Here is an 18,301-nt window from a genome sequence, read left to right as displayed (position 1 = left end):
GTCAGGAGGTGAAGGTGGCGTCGGCGAAGACGGGTTCGGAGCGTTTGGTCCAGGTCACGCCCTTGAGGTTGGAGGCGGTGACCAGCGGGGCATCGGGCCGGATGAGTTCGACGAGGAAGGCCTCGTCGAGCAGGATGTCGTTGAGCCGGCGGTAGGCGGCCTGCGCCGCGGGGGAGGACGGGTCGCCGGCGAGCCAGGCGTCGGCGGCCGCGGCGGAGTAGGCGTCGCTGCGGAAGTTGGAGGTGTTGTGCTCGGAGTTGAAGGGGAAGGCGCTCACGGTCAGGGTGGCCGGGGTGTACTGCACGAAGTCGTGGCTGAGCAGCCACATGCCGTCGAAGCCGGCGTTGCGCAGTTTCTCGCCGTGCACGCCGGCCTCCAGGGGCTGCAGGTCCACGGTCACGCCGATCTCGGCGAGGTCGGCGCGGATGATCTGGGCGGTGTTCTGCTCGGTCGGGTCCGCCCCGCGGTAGGACAGGGTCGCACTCGGCAGCGGGCCGTCCTCCTCCTCGACCTGCCCGACGAGCTCGCGGGCACGGTCGAGGTCGCGCTGGTAGGTGTCGTTGCGCTCCTCGTCGTAGGCGGCGGAGTCGGCGGGCCACGGCAACGACTGGGTGTAGCCGCGGCCCTGGTAGACCTCGTCGAGGATGCGGTCACGGTCCACGGCGTAGGCCACGGCCTGGCGCACACGCCGGTCACGGAACGTCGGGGCCTGCACGTTCATGCCCGTGTAGTAGGTGGCCCCAGTGCCGGACTTCTCGGTGACGTCGAAGAGGTCGTTGTCCTCCAGGGCCTCGGCGTCGCGGGGTTCGACGGCGGGCAGGACGTCGAGCTGTCCGGAGCGCAGCTGGGCGAACTGCGTCTGGCTGTCGGGGACGACCACGACCTCGATGCCGTCGATCGCGGGCGCGCCGGTGCGGTATCCCTCGTAGGCACCGAGGCTGAGGTGGCTGCCGCGTTGCCAGTCGTCGAAGCTGAAGGGGCCGGTGCCGACGAAGGCGGTGCCGTCGTTGAAGCCGTCGATCGTGGAGTCCTCGATGACCGGCACGAACTCGAAGAGGTCGAAGACATTGTTCACCGCACGGGCGAACGTGAAGTCCACGGTGAGGGGGTCGGGGGTGTCGATGCGCTCGATCTGCTGGGCGGTGCGGGCGAGCTGTCCGGAGCGCGCCGGGTCGGAGTAGTTCTCGAAACTGGCCTTGACGTCGCCGGAGTCCAGGTCGGCGCCGTTGTGGAAGGTGACGTCGTCGCGCAGGTGCACGGTCACGTCCGTGCCGTCGTCGCTGACGTCCCAGGACTCGGCGAGGACGGGCTGCGGCTCGAGGTCACCGTCGTCGTTCTCCCCTGCGGCGTCTTGGGCGTCCGCGGCGTCGTACTTGGTGAGGGTCTCGAAGACGTTGCCGGTCACGGTGAGTTCGGCGATGCCGCCGCCGGAGTACAGCGTCTTCGGGCTGAGGTCGTTGGGCGTGCCGACGCGGGCGGTGCCGCCGTCGACGGGTTCGCCGTCGGCCGCGGCGAGGCGTTCGCCGACCGCGGAGGAGCAGCCGGCGAGCACGGCGAGGACGGTGACACCGGCGAGGAGCGTCAGGACGGGGGAGTGGCGGGTCACGGCGGGTGGCCTCATTTCATTCCGGTCAGAGCGGATCGGTTGCAGGCGGGACCTGCGGGAGGGGTGTACTGAGCCAGAAGTAGACCATGCTGTCTATGTGGGTTCACACCGTTCCATTCCCGGTGAACCGATCGGGCCCGCCGTCGCGGCGGTGCGTGCAGACGGCGAGGGGCCAAAATCGAGCGTGGGATGGTTGAATCGCCCGGTTCAGACATCCCACGCTCGATTTTGGCCCCTCTCCCTGAACCCGTAGGGGTATCAAGTTGGACCTGGGAGTGTTGAGTCGGCCAACTCAACGCTCCCAGGTCCAACTTGGTACCCCGGGCCCGGCGGTCGGCGCTTACCGCCGACCGAAGCGGCGTCGAAGCGGCGCCGAAGCGGCACGGAAGCAGGACGCCTCGCCGGGGGTGGCGCGCGCAGGTGCGCTCAGCGGCGGCGTCGGCGTCCGGCGGGGGTAGTTGCAGGGAAGTTCTCGGCCGGGAAATTGAGCTTTAACCCGCGAGAAACAGAAAACGTCGACACTGTTACCTATGACAACATCAGTGACACCTATACCGGCCACCGTCACGCCCGAGGTCTTCAACGCGGCACCCGCCGCCGCCCTCGTCGACCGGGTGGCGGAACTGTTCGCCAGCAGGACGCTCGCCGCGTCCGTCGTCGACGCCCGCCCGTTCGCCTCCGTCGACGCGCTCTGCGAGTCGGCGTCCGACCTGCTGCGCGCGCAGGACGACGCGGGCGTCCTGGAGTCCGTCAACGCCCACCCGCCGATCGGCGGCACCGTCGCCGCCGGCAGCCTGTCCGCCGCCGAACAGGCCACCGCACAGGACGGCGACAGCGAACTCCAGGCACTGCGCAATCTGCAGCCCACCTACCGGGAGAAGTTCGGCTGGAACTTCCTCATCCGCGCCGCCGGACGCGACAGCCGCCAGATCCTCGACAATCTCGTCGAGCGCCTGGCCCGGGAGCCGCAGGAGGAGTGGCCGACCGTGGTGGACAACCTCGACGCCATCAACCAGCTGCGCCTGCGCGGCTTCGTCACTGAAGCGGTCACCGAAGCAGCCACCGAGACCGAGAACACGAAGGAGGCCCAGGCATGAGCCTGTCCACCCACGTCCTGAACACCACCACCGGCCTGCCCGCCGCGGGCCTGGAGATCGCCCTGGTCACCGACCAGGGCGCGCCGGTGGAGTCGGGTGCGACCGACGCCGACGGCCGTCACCGGTTCAGCACCCCGCTGGAGCCGGGCACCTACCGCCTGCGTTTCGAGACCGGCGACTACCTGGACGCCGAGCAGACCGCCTCGTTGTACCCCTTCGTGGACATCACCTTCCACGTCACCGCGCAGCGCGGCGGGGCGGACGGGCACCTGCACGTCCCGCTGCTGCTGTCGCCGTTCGGCTACTCGACCTACCAGGGGAGTTGAGGCGTTAGATGAGCACCACCGACGAGTACATCCCCGGCACTATCGGTGCCGTCGCCCCGGATGGCACCCACCCGGTCGACCAGAAACCACCGTTGCTGCGCACGTTCATCCTGGGCCTGCAGCATGTGCTGGCAATGTACGCCGGGGCGATCGCCGTGCCGCTGATCGTCGGTGGTGCACTCGTCGCCGCCGGCGAGTTCGAGGCGGAGCACATGCACCACCTCATCGTCGCCGACCTCTTCGTCGCCGGCATCGCCTCGGTGATCCAGTCGTTGGGTTTCTGGCGTTTCGGCTCCCGGCTGCCGTTGATCCAGGGTGTGTCGTTCGTATCCGTGGCGCCGATGATCTCCATCGGGTCCGAGCACGGCATCACCGCGATCTACGGGTCGGTCATCGCCACGGGTGTGCTGATGATGCTCATCGCACCGTTCTTCGCCAAGGTGGTGCGGTACTTCCCGCCGCTGGTCATCGGCACGGTGATCACGGTGGTGGGGCTGTCCCTGCTGTCGGTGGCGGCGGGATGGCTGTTCAACCAGAACGGTCCGGCGAGCGAGCAGGGTACGGGGCAGAACTTCCTGCTGGCCCTGGGCACGCTGGTCGTGGTGGTGTGCATCCACCGTTTTGCCCCGGCGGCGTGGAAGTCGATGGCGGTGCTCGGCGGCATCGTGGTCGGCACGGTCGCGGGCGTGTTCGTCGGCGCCAGCGACTTCTCGGCGGTGGGCGAGGCCGACTGGGTGGGTGTGCCCATGCCGTTCCAGTTCGGTACCCCGACGTTCGACATCGCCTCGATCCTCACGATGCTGCTCGTCGGCCTGGTGATCATGACGGAGACCAGCGGTGACATCGTCGCCGTCGGCGACATCACCGGACGCCGCGCCACGCCGCTTAGCCTCGCCGACGGCCTGCGCGCCGACGGTCTGGCGACGCTGCTCGGCGGCGTCTTCAACACCTTCCCGTACTCGGCATTCGCGCAGAACGTCGGGCTGGTGTCGTTGTCGCGGGTGGCGAGCCGCTACGTGGTCACCGCCGCGGGCCTGATCCTCATCGTGCTGGGCCTGCTGCCGAAGGTCGGCGAGATCGCCACGGGCATCCCGTCGCCGGTGCTCGGCGGTGCGGGCGTGGCGTTGTTCGGCATGGTCGCGGCGTCCGGCATCAGGACGCTGGCCACGGTGACGTGGACGGAGACGCGCGCGCTGATCGTGGGCGTCTCCGTGGCGCTGGCGATGCTGCCGGCCGTGTTCGACGGCCTCTACGCAAACCTGCCGGACAGCCTGGAGATGATCCTGGACAGCGGCATCACCGTGGGCGCGGTCTCCGTGATCCTGCTGAACCTGCTGCTCAACCGGCAGGGCGGCGGCCACCTCGCCGAGGACACGCTCGAGGAGGAATTGCAGGACGAACTGCAGGACGCGCAGGACGCCCCGGCCGTGCCGTCCGGCCTGCGCGCGGTGCCCGCGCCCGCCTCGTCCAGCGAGGTCTGAGCGGTGAACGCGCGCCCCACCGTCGTGCTCGGTCACGTCGTGACGCCGACGGCGGAGGGCACCACGCTGGACGTAGCGTCCGGCGCGGTCGCGCACGCGGGCGGACGCATCCTCGACGTCGGCGCGGCCCGCGACGTCCTGCCGCGTCACCGCGGCGCGCTCGTCGAGGACCACGGCGATGCCCTGCTCATCCCCGGTTTCGTCGACGCCCACGTGCACTTCCCGCAGGTCGGCATGATCGCCTCGCCGGGACTGCAACTGCTCGAGTGGCTCGACAACTACACCTTCCCGGCGGAGGCCCGCTTCGCCGACGACGCCCATGCCGACGCCGTCGCGGACTTCTTCACCGACCAACTCGTCGACAACGGGGTGACCACCGCCTGCGTGTATGCCACCGTGCACCCGGGCAGCGCGGAGGCGCTGTTCCGTCACGCGGAGCGCAAGAACCTGCGCATCATCACCGGCAAGGTCTGCATGGACCGCAACGCCCCCGACGACCTGCTCGACACCCCCGATTCCGCCGTGGCGGACAGCGCGGCACTGCTGGAGCGCTGGCACGGCGTCGGACGCCTCGAGTACGCGATCACCCCGCGGTTCGCGCCGACGTCCTCGGACGCACAGCTCGCCGCGCTCGGCGAGCTCGCCGTGTCCTACCCGGACGTGGTGGTGCAGACGCACCTGTCGGAGAACACCGGCGAGATCGACTGGGTGCGCTCCCTGTTCCCCGACGCGCTCGATTACACCGACGTCTACGACCGGGCCGGGCTGGTGCGCCGGCGCGCGGTGTTCGGCCATGGCGTGCACCTGGGCGACCGCGAACTCACCCGGCTGGGGCAGGCGCAGGCCTCCGTGGCGCACTGCCCCACGTCGAACTTCTTCCTCGGCTCGGGCATATTCGGTGTGACCCGGGCGCAGTCCTTCGACGGCCTGCGCGTGGGGCTGGGCTCCGATGTTGGCGCGGGGACGAGCCTGTCGCCGCTGGTCACCCTGGGTTCGGCCTATGCGGCGTCCCGCATGCTGGACGCTCCGCTGGACGTTGCCGCGTTGCTGCGCCTGGCCACGCTGGGCGGGGCGGAGGCCCTGCGCGTGGAGGCGTCCGTGGGGTCCCTGGAGACCGGGAAGGACGCCGACCTCGTCGTCCTCGACCCCCGCGCGAGCGCCAATTCCGACGTCCTGCGCCGACGCGCCGAGGCAACCACCACCACCGAGGAGCTGCTCTTCGCCACGATGGTGCTCGGCGACGAGCGTGCGGTGGTTCGTACTATCGTCGCCGGGGTGTGAGGCTCGCGCGGGTTAGCGGGGTGCCAAACGGGTGAGTGTGAAGCCCCATCCCACGGTCGACTGATCGGTGACCTGGAGGCCCGCCTCGCTGAACAACTCCCGGTTCTGTGCATCCGTGCGCACCCCACTGCGGTACAGGGCGAAGTTCAGCAGATCATCTTCGTAGTCGTGGTCGTGCGCGAGTGTCTCGTTGAGGTCCTTGCCGAAGACGAGGATCTCATGCCCGCGGCGGGTGGCCTCGCGGAGCGTGTGGACGGCATCGGCGTCGGGGAGGGTGTTCAGTCCGCCGGCGAACAGCGTGGCGTCCACGGCAGTAGCCGGTGGTGTCAGGGGACTGCCGGCCTCGGCGACGATCCTCGGGTGCCCGGCGAGCGTGGGGTGCACCGTGATCGCCGCTTCGATCTCCGCCGGTGTGGCGAGCAGGTGCACCGTGAGGTTCGGGTGGTTCTCGGTGAGCCCCAGCGCGATGTCCGCTGCGGAACGTCCGGAGACACGGATGCTGCTCAGGGGTGCGAAGACGGGGTGCTGCGTCATCGGTGCGGTGGACCAGCCCGCCGTGTCCGACCACTGTTCGGTGCGTTGCCGGAGGAGCTCGGGATCGTCCTGGACGATGCTCTCAAAGTCGTCACCGAACCAGCGGGCGTAGTCCCCGGTCCCGGTCTGCACGGCGGCCAGCAGGGACAGGACGCCCGCCTCGCGGCGTCCTGCCACCCCGGTCAGCGAGAGATGGTCGATGGTGTGGTCAGCATCCATTTCGGCGCCGAGGCGGGTGAGGGTGTAGCCGTCGGCGTTGACGTCGACGAGGTCGAGCGCGGCGAGATAACGCAGCAGTTTCTCCAGGCCCGTCCGGTCGGCACCGGTCTCGGCGACGACATCGTCCAGCGTGGCGCGCCGGCCAGTGAGGATCCCGCCGAGGCCCAGGGTGACAGCCACCCGCACGGCGACTCCGGGGAAGATCTCGGTGAGTTCGTGGAATACCGCTGCGGTGTTTTCGGCGGCCCCGGAGATCTCGCCGGAGTCATCGACGACCGGCTCGGTGTAGCGCCAGTATCCGGCGACATCGACCTGCTCCTTGGCCAGGCCCTTTTCCCTGCGTAGCCAGCGACGGATCGGGGTGAGGGTCAGTGTCTCGCCGGCGACCCAGGCGAAGCAGATGCCGTCCCACCAGTCAGTACCGGTGATGGCGTCGTACAGCGCCGTGGATTTTCCGGCCTCGACGCCGTTGCGCGGCAGCCAGGTGACCGTGATCCCGTCGGGATGGTCAAGGTTCTGGACGTGGTCATCCTGATCCACCTCGATGAAGACTTGGCCCGTGGTGTCCGGGGACATTTCTTCGAGCCACCGCCCGATGGCGGGCAGTGCGGTCTCGTCACCGGCGATGAGCACCCAGTCGGCACCCTCGGGCTGGGTGGCACAGGACTTTGGCCCGGCGATCTGGATGTTTTCCCCCGGTTCGGTGGTGTAGGCCCAGGTGGTGGCGGGGCCGAAGCCGTGCTTCACGAAATCCACGTCGACTTCGCCGTGTTCCCCGGCATCGGGCCGCCAGGCGCGGATCGTATAGGACCGCACGCACAGACGCTTGTCCTCGGGCCAGTTCAACACCCCGTCTGCCTGGCTGGGGATCACTGTTGGTTCATCGGGGCCGAGATCGGGGTCGCGGAACATCATCTTGATGTGGTCGTCGAAGCCGTCGCAGGGGATCGCGTCGACGGGGAAGCCGTTGTCAGCGGTGTGTGCTTTGAGCTGCGGCCCACCCAACGTGACTCTGCGCATGCCTGGGGTCACGTCCTCGACGCGCAGGACGGTGAGGTTCCGCGTCGTGATCGGGTGGATGGTCAGCGGGCGCATGCTTTTGGCCACGGGGTGCTCCTGTGTGGTGGTCGGTTCTTCGCCGGAAGTGTTCAGCAGTGTTCAGCCTATGAGGTTAGCCGATGCTTAGGCAGTGAGGTGTGCAGGTCGCATTGCTGAACTCCTGTGAAGACGGCGGCTACGACGACGGGTACGCTGACTGCACATGGCGACACGTTCAGACAGCCTCATCACCCCGGTCTTCCGCGCGCAGTATCAGTCCGCGATGGCCGGCAAGGTCCCCTCACCGGTGCGCGTGAGCACCGTCGACGGGGAACTGTGGGTACGCGCGGTGCCGATGCCGGGCGCGGGTGTGATGAACAGCGTGCTGTCCACCGTGCACCTCGGCGACAGCGGCGTGACCGTCGTCGACCCGGGCTGGGCCGGCGGCAAGGCGCAGGACGCCGCGGCGAACGTCCTGCGCCCGCTGGACGCCTTCCTGCGCGAGCACGGCCGACGTCTTGAGGACGTCACCGACGTCGTCGTCACGCACGCGCACCCCGACCACGTCGGCGCGGCCGCGGAAATGCTGGGCGCCACCGGCGCGCGCTACCACCTCGGCGCGGTGGAGCAGCGCAGCGTCGACGCCGCGCGCACCGGCACCTCGCAGGACGACTACGCCGTCGAGCACCATGCGGTCGGCGCGCCGGACGGCGTGCTGGAGAGGTTCCCCTTCTCGGAGCGGGAGCGGCGGCTGCCGCCGTTCATCCCGCGGCAGCGTCCGGACGTCCTGCTGCAGGACGCTGACCTGCTGCCCGACCATGGGGTGACCGGGGAACTCGGCTGGCGGGCGGTGCTCACGCCCGGGCACACCCCTGGGCACCTGTGCTTCGCCGACGATGCCCGCGGGCTGCTGATCGCCGCTGACCAGGTGCTGCCCGAGATCTTCCCCGGCATCGGCCTGGGGGTGGGGTCGCTGGGCGGCAACCCGGTGAAGGACTACCTGGCGTCCGTGGAACGCCTGGCGGAGTTCGACGACTACACCGTGATCCCCGGGCACGGGTTCTGCTTCACCGGGCTGGCCGAGCGGCGCGCGGAGACCACCGCGCACATCATGGAACGTGCCGAGGAGGTGTCGCGCGTGCTCGAATGGAATCCGGGCATCAGCGTGTGGCGCCTGGCCGGACGGCTCACGTGGAGCGGCGGCTGGGACTCGCTGGCGGACTCGCCGATGGTGTGGTCGGCCGTCCGGCAGACGATGATGTACCGCGACCTGGTGCTGGAGAAGGCGTAGCTTTTCCTCGCTGTCCGCTACAGCGCTGCCTCGATGGCGGCGACGACCTCGGGAGCGTCCGGCACAGTGGCGGGGCGGAAGCGGGCGAGCACCGCGCCGTCCTTGCTGACGAGGAATTTCTCGAAGTTCCACTCGACGTCGCCGGCCTTCCCGTCGGCGTCGGGGGTCGTGGTGAGCTCGGCGAAGAGCGGGTGGGCGTCCGGCCCGTTGACGTCGAGTTTCTCGGTCATCGGGAAGGTGACGCCGTACGTCGCCGAGCAGAACTCCGCGATCTCCTCGGCGCTGCCCGGCTCCTGGCCGTTGAACTGGTTGCACGGTGCACCGACAACGGTCAGGCCGCGGCCCTGGTAGTCCTGTGCGAGTTTCTCCAGGGCGGTGTATTGCGGGGTCAGCCCGCACTTGGAGGCGACGTTGACGACGAGCAGCGGGCCGTCGAACGCGGCGAGGTCGAGCTCGCCGCCGTCGAGGGCGCGGACGGGGATGGTCTTGATGTTCGTGGAAGCCATGTCCGCGAGGGTACTGCCGATGCGCTGACGCCGTCACGCATTGTGACGGTCGAGCAGCGCCTTCGCCTGCGCCGCCACCAGCGCCCGGGCTTCGGGAGGTTGGATGACTTGGATGGCGTTCCCGAACTGCAACAGCTGGCGGACTCCGCCGATCTCGGAGTATGCGACCGAGATCCGAACGCTGCCGTTGCCGGAGTTGTCCCGCTCGGTCACCTCGGTCAACCTCGACCCCAGGATTCGGCGGGCGATGTCCAGTCGGCTTCGCTCGAGGTCTGCGGTGACGATGATCTGCTCCCTGGGTTGTTCCAGCGCCTCTGACATGTCCGTCACCACCGAATCGAGAGTCTGCCCGGGGCGTAGCCGTCGTGGTTCGTCGAGGACAGCCCACGACTCGAGCCTGCTCGTGGTGTAGAGGCGGGGAATGCTGTCGCGGTCAGCCACGAGGTACCAACGGCCACCTCTACCGAGTAGCCCGTAGGGGTCCACGATGCGATTCTCCGAGGTGTGCTCACCGCTTCGGCGGTACGCGATGGACAGTCGTCGAGCTTTGCGGACATCATCCGCGAGAGCCGAGACATCGCCGTGGTCTGGACGTTCCGTGAACCACGGGTGATTGTCGATGGTGACTACCTCGGACAAGGACAGGGGGCCGAGGCGGTCTCGGGTGCGGGCCGTCCCCAGTTTTCCGAGTGCCGTCGCCGCCAGTGCAGCCACCCCAAGTTCTGCTGCACGGTCGACATCGAGTCCGGTAACCCGGAGGAGGTCCTTCTCCCTCGTGGAGAGACCGGAGACCGGGAACCGACCGCCGGGGAGGAGGGTGACCCCGCCGTACCGTCCTGGCTCGGTGACGATCGGCGCACCTACGTCCTGGAGTGTGACGAGATCCCGGTGGATCGTCCGGGGCGAGACACCGAGGTCATCGGCAAGGCGAGCCACGGTGGTGCTTCCTGTCGACTTGAGGATGCTGATCAGGTCGAACAGCCGTTGGGGGCGGGACACTACTCATCCTTCCGCAGGGTGGTCGTGGACTGTATCGGGTGCAGGGACGAAACCCTGACATGTTCTGTCATGGTATCCGTTCATGCTGGGTTTCAGAGGCGAAGAGAACTGATGCCTCGTCAACTACGACCGAAAGGAAGCCACAATGGCAGAGCTCAACCCCTACACCTTCATTGTCTATGTCCGAGATGCCCAGGCATCGGCGATGTTCTACGGAGACCTCCTTGGCAAGACCCCGGTATTCGACTCGCCGCGGTTCATCGCTTTCGAGTTGTCCCCAGGCGTTCAGCTCGCTGTGTGGAGTGGATCCGATGTCTACGGCAGCACCTTGCCTTCGGAGTCGGCACTGCCTCGTACCAGTGAATTCTGTCTGTCGCTGGGTAGCGCCGCCGAGATCGACGCACGTTTCGTCGACTGGCGTGACCGTGGGATACAGGTGGTCGAGGAGCCCTACGATGATGTTTTCGGGCGGACATTTGTCGTGGCAGACCCGGACGGGAACCTTATTCGGGTCGCTCCGGTGGACTGATGGGAGGTGGACCGTCCCGGGACACTCAGAAGTTCTGCAGCAGGAAGTTCAGCACCGTGGCCACACCCTGGGAAACGAACCAGGACAAAAAGAACACGCCTTGCCGGTCCAGCACTGCGTGCCGGATGACCCGGTCGACGACGGCGGCGGTGAAGCACAGAACGTAGGTGACGGTGCAGCCGGTGCCACGAGTGCTGCCGGTGATCACGGGGCCGACCCCGCGCCACGTGCCGGATCCGGTGTTCCCGTGCCACGAATCGACCGGATTGTGTACGGCACGCGGGGTGGGTGGGGTGGTGCGCGCCGGAGCCGGCTCCGCGGCCCCGCGTCATCGGTCGCGGGCGCCCTACGTCGGGCCGAGCTCCAGGACCTCGACGCGTCCCATCCCTACCCAGCCGATGGAGTCGGAGACCATGCGCGGCTGGTGCACGTGGGCCAGGATCCACCGGTCGTAGCGTCGTGACTGCAGCTCGGCGAGGGTGGTCGGCAGGCACGGTTTGCGGCTGAACTCCCCGGTGAGGCTGGTGTGCAGCACTCCCAGGTGCACCTCGCTGTCTGTGCTGTCTGTGCCATCTGTGCCGTCCGCGCCGCTGCCGCCGTCCCCGGCGATAGGGAAGCGCTCGACGATCCGCCGCGGGTCGGGGTCGTCGGCCACGGAGATCGTGTGCACGGTCAGCGCGCCGACACGCATCTCGGACGGCCCGTCGGCGGGGGCGACGGTGAGCCCCTCGATGTGGGGCAGGCGTCGGGGAAGGTCGGCGGCGACGTCGTGGTTCCCCCAGGTCACCAGGACGGGGACGCCGGTGGCGACGGCGGCACGCAGGAACGTCTCGGCGTCGGCGACGACCTCGTCGGTGGCGTAGCCGCGGTCCACGAGGTCCCCGGCGAAGACCAGGAGGTCCGCGCCGCCGCGCTCGGCGTCCTGCAGCGCCGAAAGCGACGACAGCGACGAAAGCGACGAGAGTGCCCACCGGAGTCCGGGACCGGTAGGAAGTCCTAGGTGCAGGTCGGCCAGGGCCACGACGATCACGAGGCAACCTCCCCGGCGGGGCGCGGCGTGGTGCGTCGGGCCAGCCAGGTCTGCACGACCAGCAGGACGACGGTGGAGCTGAACACGCCAATCAGCGTCATCGCCATGGCCTCGGTGCGGTGGCCCTGGTCGAACTGGCCCATGATCCAGGGCGACAGCAGCGTCATGTCACTCGGCCGGATCAGCGAGGCCATGACCAGCTCCCGGATCCCGGTGAGGAAGGCGAGCAGCCACCCGGCCACGAGCCCCGGGATGAGTAGCGGCACGGTGATGCGTCGGAAGGCCAGCCAGGAGGACGCCCCGGCCACCGTCGCCGCCTCGAACACGGCGGGGGAGACCGCCTGGGCGGAGGTCTTGATGTTCTGCACCGCCATCGGCAGGAACAGCGCGGTGTAGCCCAGCACCAGGATCCAGGGGGTGTTGTACGGCGTCCACGGCAGCCACCGGGCGTTCCACAGGAAGATGAACCCGATGGCCAGCACGATGGCCGGCACCGTCTCCGGGGAGACGGCGAGGAAGTCCGTCACCCGCGACCGCAGCCGGCCGGACGTGGCGTCCTGCGTGCCTGTCGGCGTCCTGCGCAGGGCCGTCACCAGCGTGACGGCGAGGGCCAGCAGGACGGCGGACGTGGCGCCGACCGCGCCGAGGAGCGCGGACGTCGTCAGCGCCTCCCGCGCCTGGTCGCTGGCCAGCACGATGGCGAAGTAGTCCAGGGTGAGGTTGTCCGGGGTCGGTGGCCTGGAGCGCAGGATCGTCGTGGCGCCGAGGATGATCGACACGTACGGCACGACCACCGCCACGAGCGCCACCACCCCGATCCACGCCCAACCCAGGGCCAGGACGCTGCCGCGCAGCGTCAGGGAGACGGGACGTCCCGTCCGGCCGTCGGCGCGTGCGTCGCGGGAGAACCACTGCTGGACGCACCACACGCTGATCCCCAGGGTGAACAGCAGCGCCGCGCCGACGGAGGCGGAGGAGAAGTCGAGCGGGTCGATCGTCACGTCCCGGTGGATGCGGGACACGAGGACCGGGTAGCCGATGGCGTTGCCGAGGGTGACCGGGGTGCCGAACTCGCCCGCCGCACGGACGAAGAGGATCAGCGCGCCCAGCGACCACGGGCCCACGACCTGCGGCAATACGACCCGGGCGAGGATGTGCCCGCGCGATGCGCCGGTCACCGACGCCATCTCCACCGAGGAGGAGGGGATCGCGTCGAGGCAGGTCCGCAGCAGCAGGTAGAGGAAGGGGAAGAGCTCGCAGGACATGACCAGGGCCATGCCCCACACGGAGTTCACCGTGCCGCGGACCGCGCCGCCGACGACGGAGCCGAAGAGCATGTCGGCGACGCCGCCCAGCCGGGTGATGTCCATCCACGCCATCGCGGCGACGAAAGGAGGGGTCATGAACGGCACCATCACCAGCAGGTCGATCCACCGGTGCCGACGCAGATGCGTCCAGCTCGTGAGGAAGGCCAGCGGTGCGGCGAGGACCGTGGAGAACACGACGACCAGCACCGACAGCCACACGGTGTTGCCGAGGATCCTGGGCAGGTCGCCGTCGCCGAGGCTTCCGAGCGCAGACGGGGAGGCGCCGTAGCCGGTGACGGCGGTGAGCAGCACCATCGCCAGCGGCGCGGCGACGACGACCAGCAGGACGAGCAGGACGGCGGTGGGGCCCGCCGGCACCGTCCAGCGACGGGGACGGCGACGGGGACGGCGGCGGGGACGCGGCGCCGGAGCGTCCTGCCTGGCGTCCTGCCCGGACGGACGCCGCAGCAGGTCGGTCACGACAGGTACCGGGAGACGAACTCCTCCGAGACCGCGGAGGACTTCTCGGCGAGACCGTCGAGGTCGTCGGTGAGCAGCTCGGTGGAGTCGTAGTCGGTCGCGCCGTCGGCGTCGGTGTCGGCGTCGGCGGGGATCATGTGATTGTCGGCGCTGATGGCCTGGCCCTCCGGGGAGAACATGAAGTCCACGAACGCCTGGGCGGCGTCCTTGTTGCCGGACTGGTCGGAGACCAGGACCGGGCGCGGGGTGACGGTGGTGCCGGACTCCGGGAGGATGACGTCCAGCGGCTCACCCTTGTCCACGGCCGAGCGGGCGGAGTAGTCGACACCGCCGAAGACGACGGCCTTCGACCCCGAGGTGACGGCATCCAGCGCCGGGCCGTTCGCCCCCTGGACCTGCATGCCGTTGTCGAAGAGCTTGTCGAAGAGAGCCCAGGTGTCCTTCTCGCCCCACTTGTCGACCATGGCGGTGACCAGGTCGGCGGCGGTGCCGGACTCGCGCGGGTCGGGCATGATGACCTTGTCCTTGAAGGCGGCGTCGGTGAGGTCCTCCCAGTCGGACGGGGATTCGGCACCGCCCAGGGCCTCGGTGTTCACCACGAGGGCGAGGGCGGAACCGTCGCGTCCGGTGAAGTCGCCGGTGGACGAGGCCCAGCCTTCGCGCAGGTCACCGCTGGTCTCCGGGGTGTACTGCTCGAAGGCGCCGGTGTCGGCCTGCTTGAGCGCGGCGGACCAGGACGCGAGGTACACGAGGTCGGCCTGCGGGTTGTCGGCCTCGGCCGTGAGCTTCGCGGTGATCTTCCCGGTCTCGCCGGAGAAGACGTTCACGTCCACGTCCGTCCTGTCCTCGAATGCGGCGACGAGCTCGTCGGTGAGGCCCTGGGGGTTCGCGGAGTAGTAGGTCAGCGAGCCGGAGAGCCCCTCGGGGGCCGACCACTCCTCGACCTCCCCGGCGCCGCCGGCGCCGCCGGCACTGCCGGAACCGCTGCCGGACGCGCTGCCGGAGTCGTCGACGGAGCCGCAGGCGGTGAGCGCCGCGGTGACGCCCACGGTGGCGGAGAGGAGGAGAGCGGAGGTGCGGATGTTCACGGGGGTCCTTTTACTTGGAGTGGGTGTTCGGGTTCGGCGGGGTCAGCAGGCTGATGCCGGAACCGGGGAGGTGCTCGACGTCGTCGTAGACGAGCCACGGGCGGGATGCACCGTCGACGGCGCAACGCAGGTCGTAGCGTCCGCCGACGTAGTGGCAGGTCTCCACGCGGGCCTCGATCCGCGGCGTTCCGGGGCGGTCTGCGCCGGTGGCTGCGTCGGTGGCTGCGTCGGTGGCGATGCGGACCTGTTCCGGACGCAGCGACAGGTCACCGCGACGGTTCATGGTGCCGACGAAGTCGGCGACGAACTCGTCCGCCGGGTTCTCGTAGATCTCGGCGGGGCGGTCGAACTGGGCGACCTCGCCGTTATTGAGCACCAGGACGCGGTCGGCCATCGACATGGCCTCCTCCTGGTCGTGCGTGACGTACAGGACGGTCAGTCCGAGACGTCCGCTGAGCTCGGTGATCTCCCGGCGGATCTGGGTGCGCAGCACCGCGTCCAACGCGGACAACGGCTCGTCCATGAGCAGCAGCGAGGGACGGCTGATGATTGCCCGGGCGATGGCGACACGTTGCTGCTGGCCACCGGAGAGCTGCTGGGGACGCTGGTCCGCCTTGGCGGCCAGGCCCACGGTCTCCAGCGCCTCGGCGACTCGCGCCCGACGCTCCGCGGCGGAGACCCGGGACGCGCCGGGGACGCGCACGGTGAGCGGGAAACCCACGTTGTCGGCGACGCTCATGTGCGGCCACAGGGCGAGGTCCTGGAAGACCATCGACAGGCCGCGGCGGGAGGGGGAGAGGGTGCGAACCCGGGCGCCGGTGGCGTCGAAGACGTCGCGCTCATTTATGCGGATCCGGCCGGTCAGCGGTGTCTCCAGCCCCGCCACGCAGCGCAGCAGGGTCGACTTCCCGCAGCCGGAGGGGCCAAGCACGCTGATGAACTCGCCGCGCCCGATGCTGATGTCGGTGGGACGCAGCCCCGTGCCGTCGGCGAAGAGGCGCGACACGTTCTCGAGGGAGACCATGGGGGAAGCGTCTTGGAGGCCTGGCATTACACGCAGGTGCCGGTCGTCGGTGCGGACGGACGTCACGGGGCACCGTCGAGGATCAGCCCGGTCATGAAGGTGTCGCGGGACGAGGCTGGGGAGGAAGATTCCTTGTTCACGCGCGGGAATGTTACGAGCGCAAGGTGGACGCGACGTGAACCCACGGCCAACGTGGCACGGCGGTCTGAGGTACATCTGGAGAACTACGTCCCGCTCGGCGACGTCCTGCGGAACACCCAGAAGTTCTGCAGCAGGAAGTTCAGTACCGTGGCGACACCCTGGGACACGAACCAGGACCAGAAGAAGACGTTCGGCAGTTCAGGGACGAGGACGCCGACCAGATGGTCTACGAGCACCGCCGCACTGAAGCACAGCAGGTAGGAGACCGCGGCGCGAGTTTTCTCCGCCCGCGTCCGCTCACCGTTGAAGGTGACGTGGCTGTTCAGGTAGTAGGCGACGGTGCTGCCGACGATGTAGCTGCCCGCCCGGGCGAGAGGTTCAGGAAGCCCCAGCGCGTAGAGCAGGGCCTTGGTCGAGAAGTCGACGATGGCACCGACGACACCGACCATGCCGAAGCGCAGGATCTTCCGGAACAGAGCGGCCTCCGCTGAGGGTCTTGGGGAGTGGAGAGGACAACCGGTTCACGGTAGCAGCCGGTGATCACGGGCCGACCCCGCGCCACGTGCCGGATCCGGTGTTTCCGTGCCACGAATCGACCGGATCGTGTACGCGGCGCGGGGTGCGGCGGGAACGGCGGGCCCGACGCAGGCCTACCGCGTCAGTGCTCGGTCAGTACCGCATCAGTACAGCATCAGTACCGCGGTGCCTGGGCGAACCACGCCTCGCCCTCGCGGTGACGTCCCACGTTGCCGACCTCCTGGTGCTCGAAGGAGGTGAAGTCGGCGAAGAAGTCCGACCAGTTCTCGCGGGTGATGTCGGTGGCGATGCGGCTGCTCATCCGCGTCAGGCCCGCGTAGATGCCGGACAGTTGGTTGCCGGCCACGCCGTGCGAGGCGCGCGCACCGGTGGACAGGTGGAAGAGACGCGACACGTAGGACGCCCCGGCGCCGGTGCCGTCCCCGGCACCGTCGGCCGCGGCGCCGTCCTTCGCCTGGAACTGGAAGCCGTCGCCCAGGTACGGGCACTGGCCCAGCGGGTGGTTCTCGGCGGGGCCGAACCGGTCGGACCACAGGGCGATGTCGGGCAGGAACTCGCCGAGTTCGGGACGCAGCCCCAGGTCCACGGTGTACCCCGTCGCCGAGATCACGTAGTCGCCGACGTGCTCGGCACCCTTGTCGTCGGTGACCACGACCTCGCCGTCGCGGACCCCGGCGTCCGCCCAGCGGGTGTCGGTGGACAGGTGGAAGTTGTCGTGGGAGAAGGCGCGCCACACCGAGGGCTGCGTCGGCGGCTGCGGGAGACCACCGTTGAACAGGGAGAACTCCCACTTCTGCTCGTCGGTGAGGTCGTAGAAGTGCTCCTGCATGCCGGGGAACTCCATCCAGCGCAGCGAGTTCTGCCGCGGGATGTCCGCGCGGCGCACGTGCATCTCCACGCTCGCGGCACCGGCCTCCAGGGCGGCGGAGGCGTTGTCGAAGCCGCTGGCACCGCCGCCGAGCACGATCACGCGCTTGCCCCGCAGGGCGGTGAAGTCGATGTCGTCCTCGGTGTGGGCGCGCAGGTTCTCCGGCAGGGCGTCGACCAGCGGCGGCAGGAAGGTTCCGCCGCCACCAACGAGGCCCATGGCGAAGACGATGCGTCGGGTACGGTACTCGACCGGCGTCCCGTCCTGCGTGGCGGTGACGTGGAAGCACCCGTCGGCGTCCGGCCGGGTCACCCCGGTGATGCGGGTGCCGAAGTCGACGTCCGCACCGGTCACGCCGCGGTACCAGGTGAGGTACTCATTCCAGTCTTCACGCGGGGTGAGGTCGGTGGCTGCCCAGGCGTCCACGCCGTACTTGGCCTCGAACCAGCGTCCGGTGTGCAGCGAGGGGATGTCGAGTTCGATGCCCTTCATGTTCTTCGGGCTGCGCAGCGTGTGCATGCGGGCGTAGCGGGTCCAGCAGCCGACCTCCTGCTCGGGGCCGGCCTCGATGACCTTCACCCCGCCGATGCGGTGGCGCGACAGGGCGAACGCGGCGCCGAGTCCGGCCTGGCCGCCGCCGATGACCACCACGTTGTAGGCGTCCTCGGCGGGGGCGGGGACCCAGTCGTGGTTGTGGCCGATCAGCGCCATGTCGGCGCGGGCCTGCGCGGCGAGGGCGTCCAGGTTGGCCTGGGCGACGTCGGCGGGCAGGGGCTCCGGGCGGTGTCGCTCGGGCAGGGTGGTCTCGTTGCGGGGGATCACGCGGGTCATCGCGAGCTCGGCTCCGTTCTCGTCATCGGCGCCTGGAGGCAGGCGGTCGTCCGAAGGGGAATATTAGGGGTGCACTATTTCTGGCAGG

17 protein-coding genes are annotated in these 18,301 nt (G+C 69.2%); 6 read left to right on the top strand and 11 right to left on the bottom strand.

What is annotated here, in order from left to right; all coding sequences use genetic code 11:
- Position 1 precedes the first annotated feature (1 nt).
- Positions 2 to 1,606, bottom strand: coding sequence for an ABC transporter substrate-binding protein (locus tag ACT3SZ_RS02500; protein WP_444616397.1), 1,605 nt, complete (start codon positions 1,604 to 1,606; stop codon positions 2 to 4).
- A gap of 530 nt (positions 1,607 to 2,136) precedes the next feature.
- On the opposite strand from ACT3SZ_RS02500, the gene ACT3SZ_RS02495 reads away from it, so the two are divergent.
- The 4 genes from ACT3SZ_RS02495 to guaD are packed head-to-tail and all read left to right on the top strand — an operon-like array spanning position 2,137 to position 5,791.
- Positions 2,137 to 2,703, top strand: coding sequence for a 2-oxo-4-hydroxy-4-carboxy-5-ureidoimidazoline decarboxylase (locus ACT3SZ_RS02495; RefSeq protein ID WP_444616396.1), 567 nt, complete (start codon positions 2,137 to 2,139; stop codon positions 2,701 to 2,703).
- Positions 2,700 to 3,029, top strand: a complete 330-nt coding sequence (gene uraH, locus ACT3SZ_RS02490) for a hydroxyisourate hydrolase (RefSeq protein ID WP_444616395.1) — start codon at positions 2,700 to 2,702, stop codon at positions 3,027 to 3,029. The genes ACT3SZ_RS02495 and uraH overlap by 4 nt, the downstream gene beginning before the upstream one ends.
- Before the next feature lie 8 nt (positions 3,030 to 3,037).
- Positions 3,038 to 4,510 carry a nucleobase:cation symporter-2 family protein gene (locus ACT3SZ_RS02485; protein ID WP_444616393.1) on the top strand — a complete coding sequence of 491 codons (1,473 nt, stop codon included), beginning with the start codon at positions 3,038 to 3,040 and terminating at the stop codon, positions 4,508 to 4,510.
- Positions 4,511 to 4,513: 3 nt separating this feature from the next.
- Positions 4,514 to 5,791: a guanine deaminase gene (gene guaD / locus ACT3SZ_RS02480; RefSeq protein WP_444616392.1), complete on the top strand. Its 1,278-nt coding sequence runs from the start codon at positions 4,514 to 4,516 to the stop codon at positions 5,789 to 5,791.
- 12 nt (positions 5,792 to 5,803) lie between these two features.
- Here the strand turns inward: guaD and ACT3SZ_RS02475 are convergent, their stop codons facing one another.
- Positions 5,804 to 7,651 carry an SIP domain-containing protein gene (locus tag ACT3SZ_RS02475; RefSeq protein ID WP_444616391.1) on the bottom strand — a complete coding sequence of 616 codons (1,848 nt, stop codon included), beginning with the start codon at positions 7,649 to 7,651 and terminating at the stop codon, positions 5,804 to 5,806.
- Positions 7,652 to 7,805: 154 nt separating this feature from the next.
- On the opposite strand from ACT3SZ_RS02475, the gene ACT3SZ_RS02470 reads away from it, so the two are divergent.
- Entirely contained in the window at positions 7,806 to 8,873 is a 1,068-nt protein-coding gene (locus ACT3SZ_RS02470; RefSeq protein ID WP_444616390.1) for an MBL fold metallo-hydrolase, read from the top strand.
- Positions 8,874 to 8,890: 17 nt separating this feature from the next.
- Here ACT3SZ_RS02470 and ACT3SZ_RS02465 read toward each other — a convergent pair whose 3' ends face one another.
- Positions 8,891 to 9,379, bottom strand: a complete 489-nt coding sequence (locus ACT3SZ_RS02465; protein ID WP_444616389.1) for a glutathione peroxidase — start codon at positions 9,377 to 9,379, stop codon at positions 8,891 to 8,893.
- 33 nt (positions 9,380 to 9,412) lie between these two features.
- Entirely contained in the window at positions 9,413 to 10,378 is a 966-nt protein-coding gene (locus ACT3SZ_RS02460) for a helix-turn-helix transcriptional regulator (protein WP_444616388.1), read from the bottom strand.
- Between the two features lie 145 nt (positions 10,379 to 10,523).
- Between ACT3SZ_RS02460 and ACT3SZ_RS02455 the strand changes: the two genes are divergently transcribed.
- Positions 10,524 to 10,907, top strand: a complete 384-nt coding sequence (locus ACT3SZ_RS02455) for a VOC family protein (protein WP_444616387.1) — start codon at positions 10,524 to 10,526, stop codon at positions 10,905 to 10,907.
- Between the two features lie 25 nt (positions 10,908 to 10,932).
- Here the strand turns inward: ACT3SZ_RS02455 and ACT3SZ_RS02450 are convergent, their stop codons facing one another.
- The 7 genes from ACT3SZ_RS02450 to ACT3SZ_RS02420 form a co-directional block, all read right to left on the bottom strand.
- Positions 10,933 to 11,115 carry a hypothetical protein gene (locus ACT3SZ_RS02450; protein ID WP_444616386.1) on the bottom strand — a complete coding sequence of 61 codons (183 nt, stop codon included), beginning with the start codon at positions 11,113 to 11,115 and terminating at the stop codon, positions 10,933 to 10,935.
- Positions 11,116 to 11,253: 138 nt separating this feature from the next.
- The gene (locus ACT3SZ_RS02445; RefSeq protein WP_444616385.1) at positions 11,254 to 11,937 is read right to left on the bottom strand and encodes a metallophosphoesterase family protein; all 684 of its coding nucleotides are present in this window, start codon (positions 11,935 to 11,937) and stop codon (positions 11,254 to 11,256) included.
- On the bottom strand, positions 11,934 to 13,724 hold the full coding sequence (locus tag ACT3SZ_RS02440) for an ABC transporter permease (RefSeq protein WP_444616384.1): 1,791 nt from the start codon (positions 13,722 to 13,724) through the stop codon (positions 11,934 to 11,936). Before ACT3SZ_RS02440 ends, ACT3SZ_RS02445 begins: the two co-directional genes overlap by 4 nt.
- Positions 13,721 to 14,812: an ABC transporter substrate-binding protein gene (locus ACT3SZ_RS02435; RefSeq protein ID WP_444616383.1), complete on the bottom strand. Its 1,092-nt coding sequence runs from the start codon at positions 14,810 to 14,812 to the stop codon at positions 13,721 to 13,723. The genes ACT3SZ_RS02440 and ACT3SZ_RS02435 overlap by 4 nt, the downstream gene beginning before the upstream one ends.
- A 10-nt stretch (positions 14,813 to 14,822) precedes the next feature.
- Complete coding sequence (locus ACT3SZ_RS02430; RefSeq protein WP_444616382.1) at positions 14,823 to 15,836, bottom strand: ABC transporter ATP-binding protein; 1,014 nt, start codon at positions 15,834 to 15,836, stop codon at positions 14,823 to 14,825.
- Positions 15,837 to 16,060: 224 nt separating this feature from the next.
- Positions 16,061 to 16,426, bottom strand: a complete 366-nt coding sequence (locus ACT3SZ_RS02425; protein ID WP_444616381.1) for a GtrA family protein — start codon at positions 16,424 to 16,426, stop codon at positions 16,061 to 16,063.
- 242 nt (positions 16,427 to 16,668) lie between these two features.
- Positions 16,669 to 18,213: an NAD(P)-binding domain-containing protein gene (locus ACT3SZ_RS02420; protein WP_444616380.1), complete on the bottom strand. Its 1,545-nt coding sequence runs from the start codon at positions 18,211 to 18,213 to the stop codon at positions 16,669 to 16,671.
- Positions 18,214 to 18,301: the final 88 nt, after the last annotated feature.

The sequence above is a fragment of the Corynebacterium sp. AOP40-9SA-29 genome, from assembly GCF_052377405.1.
Lineage (GTDB): Bacteria > Actinomycetota > Actinomycetes > Mycobacteriales > Mycobacteriaceae > Corynebacterium.
The sequence above is the reverse complement of the archived record's forward strand: the minus strand, read 5'-3'. Positions and strand labels throughout refer to the sequence as shown.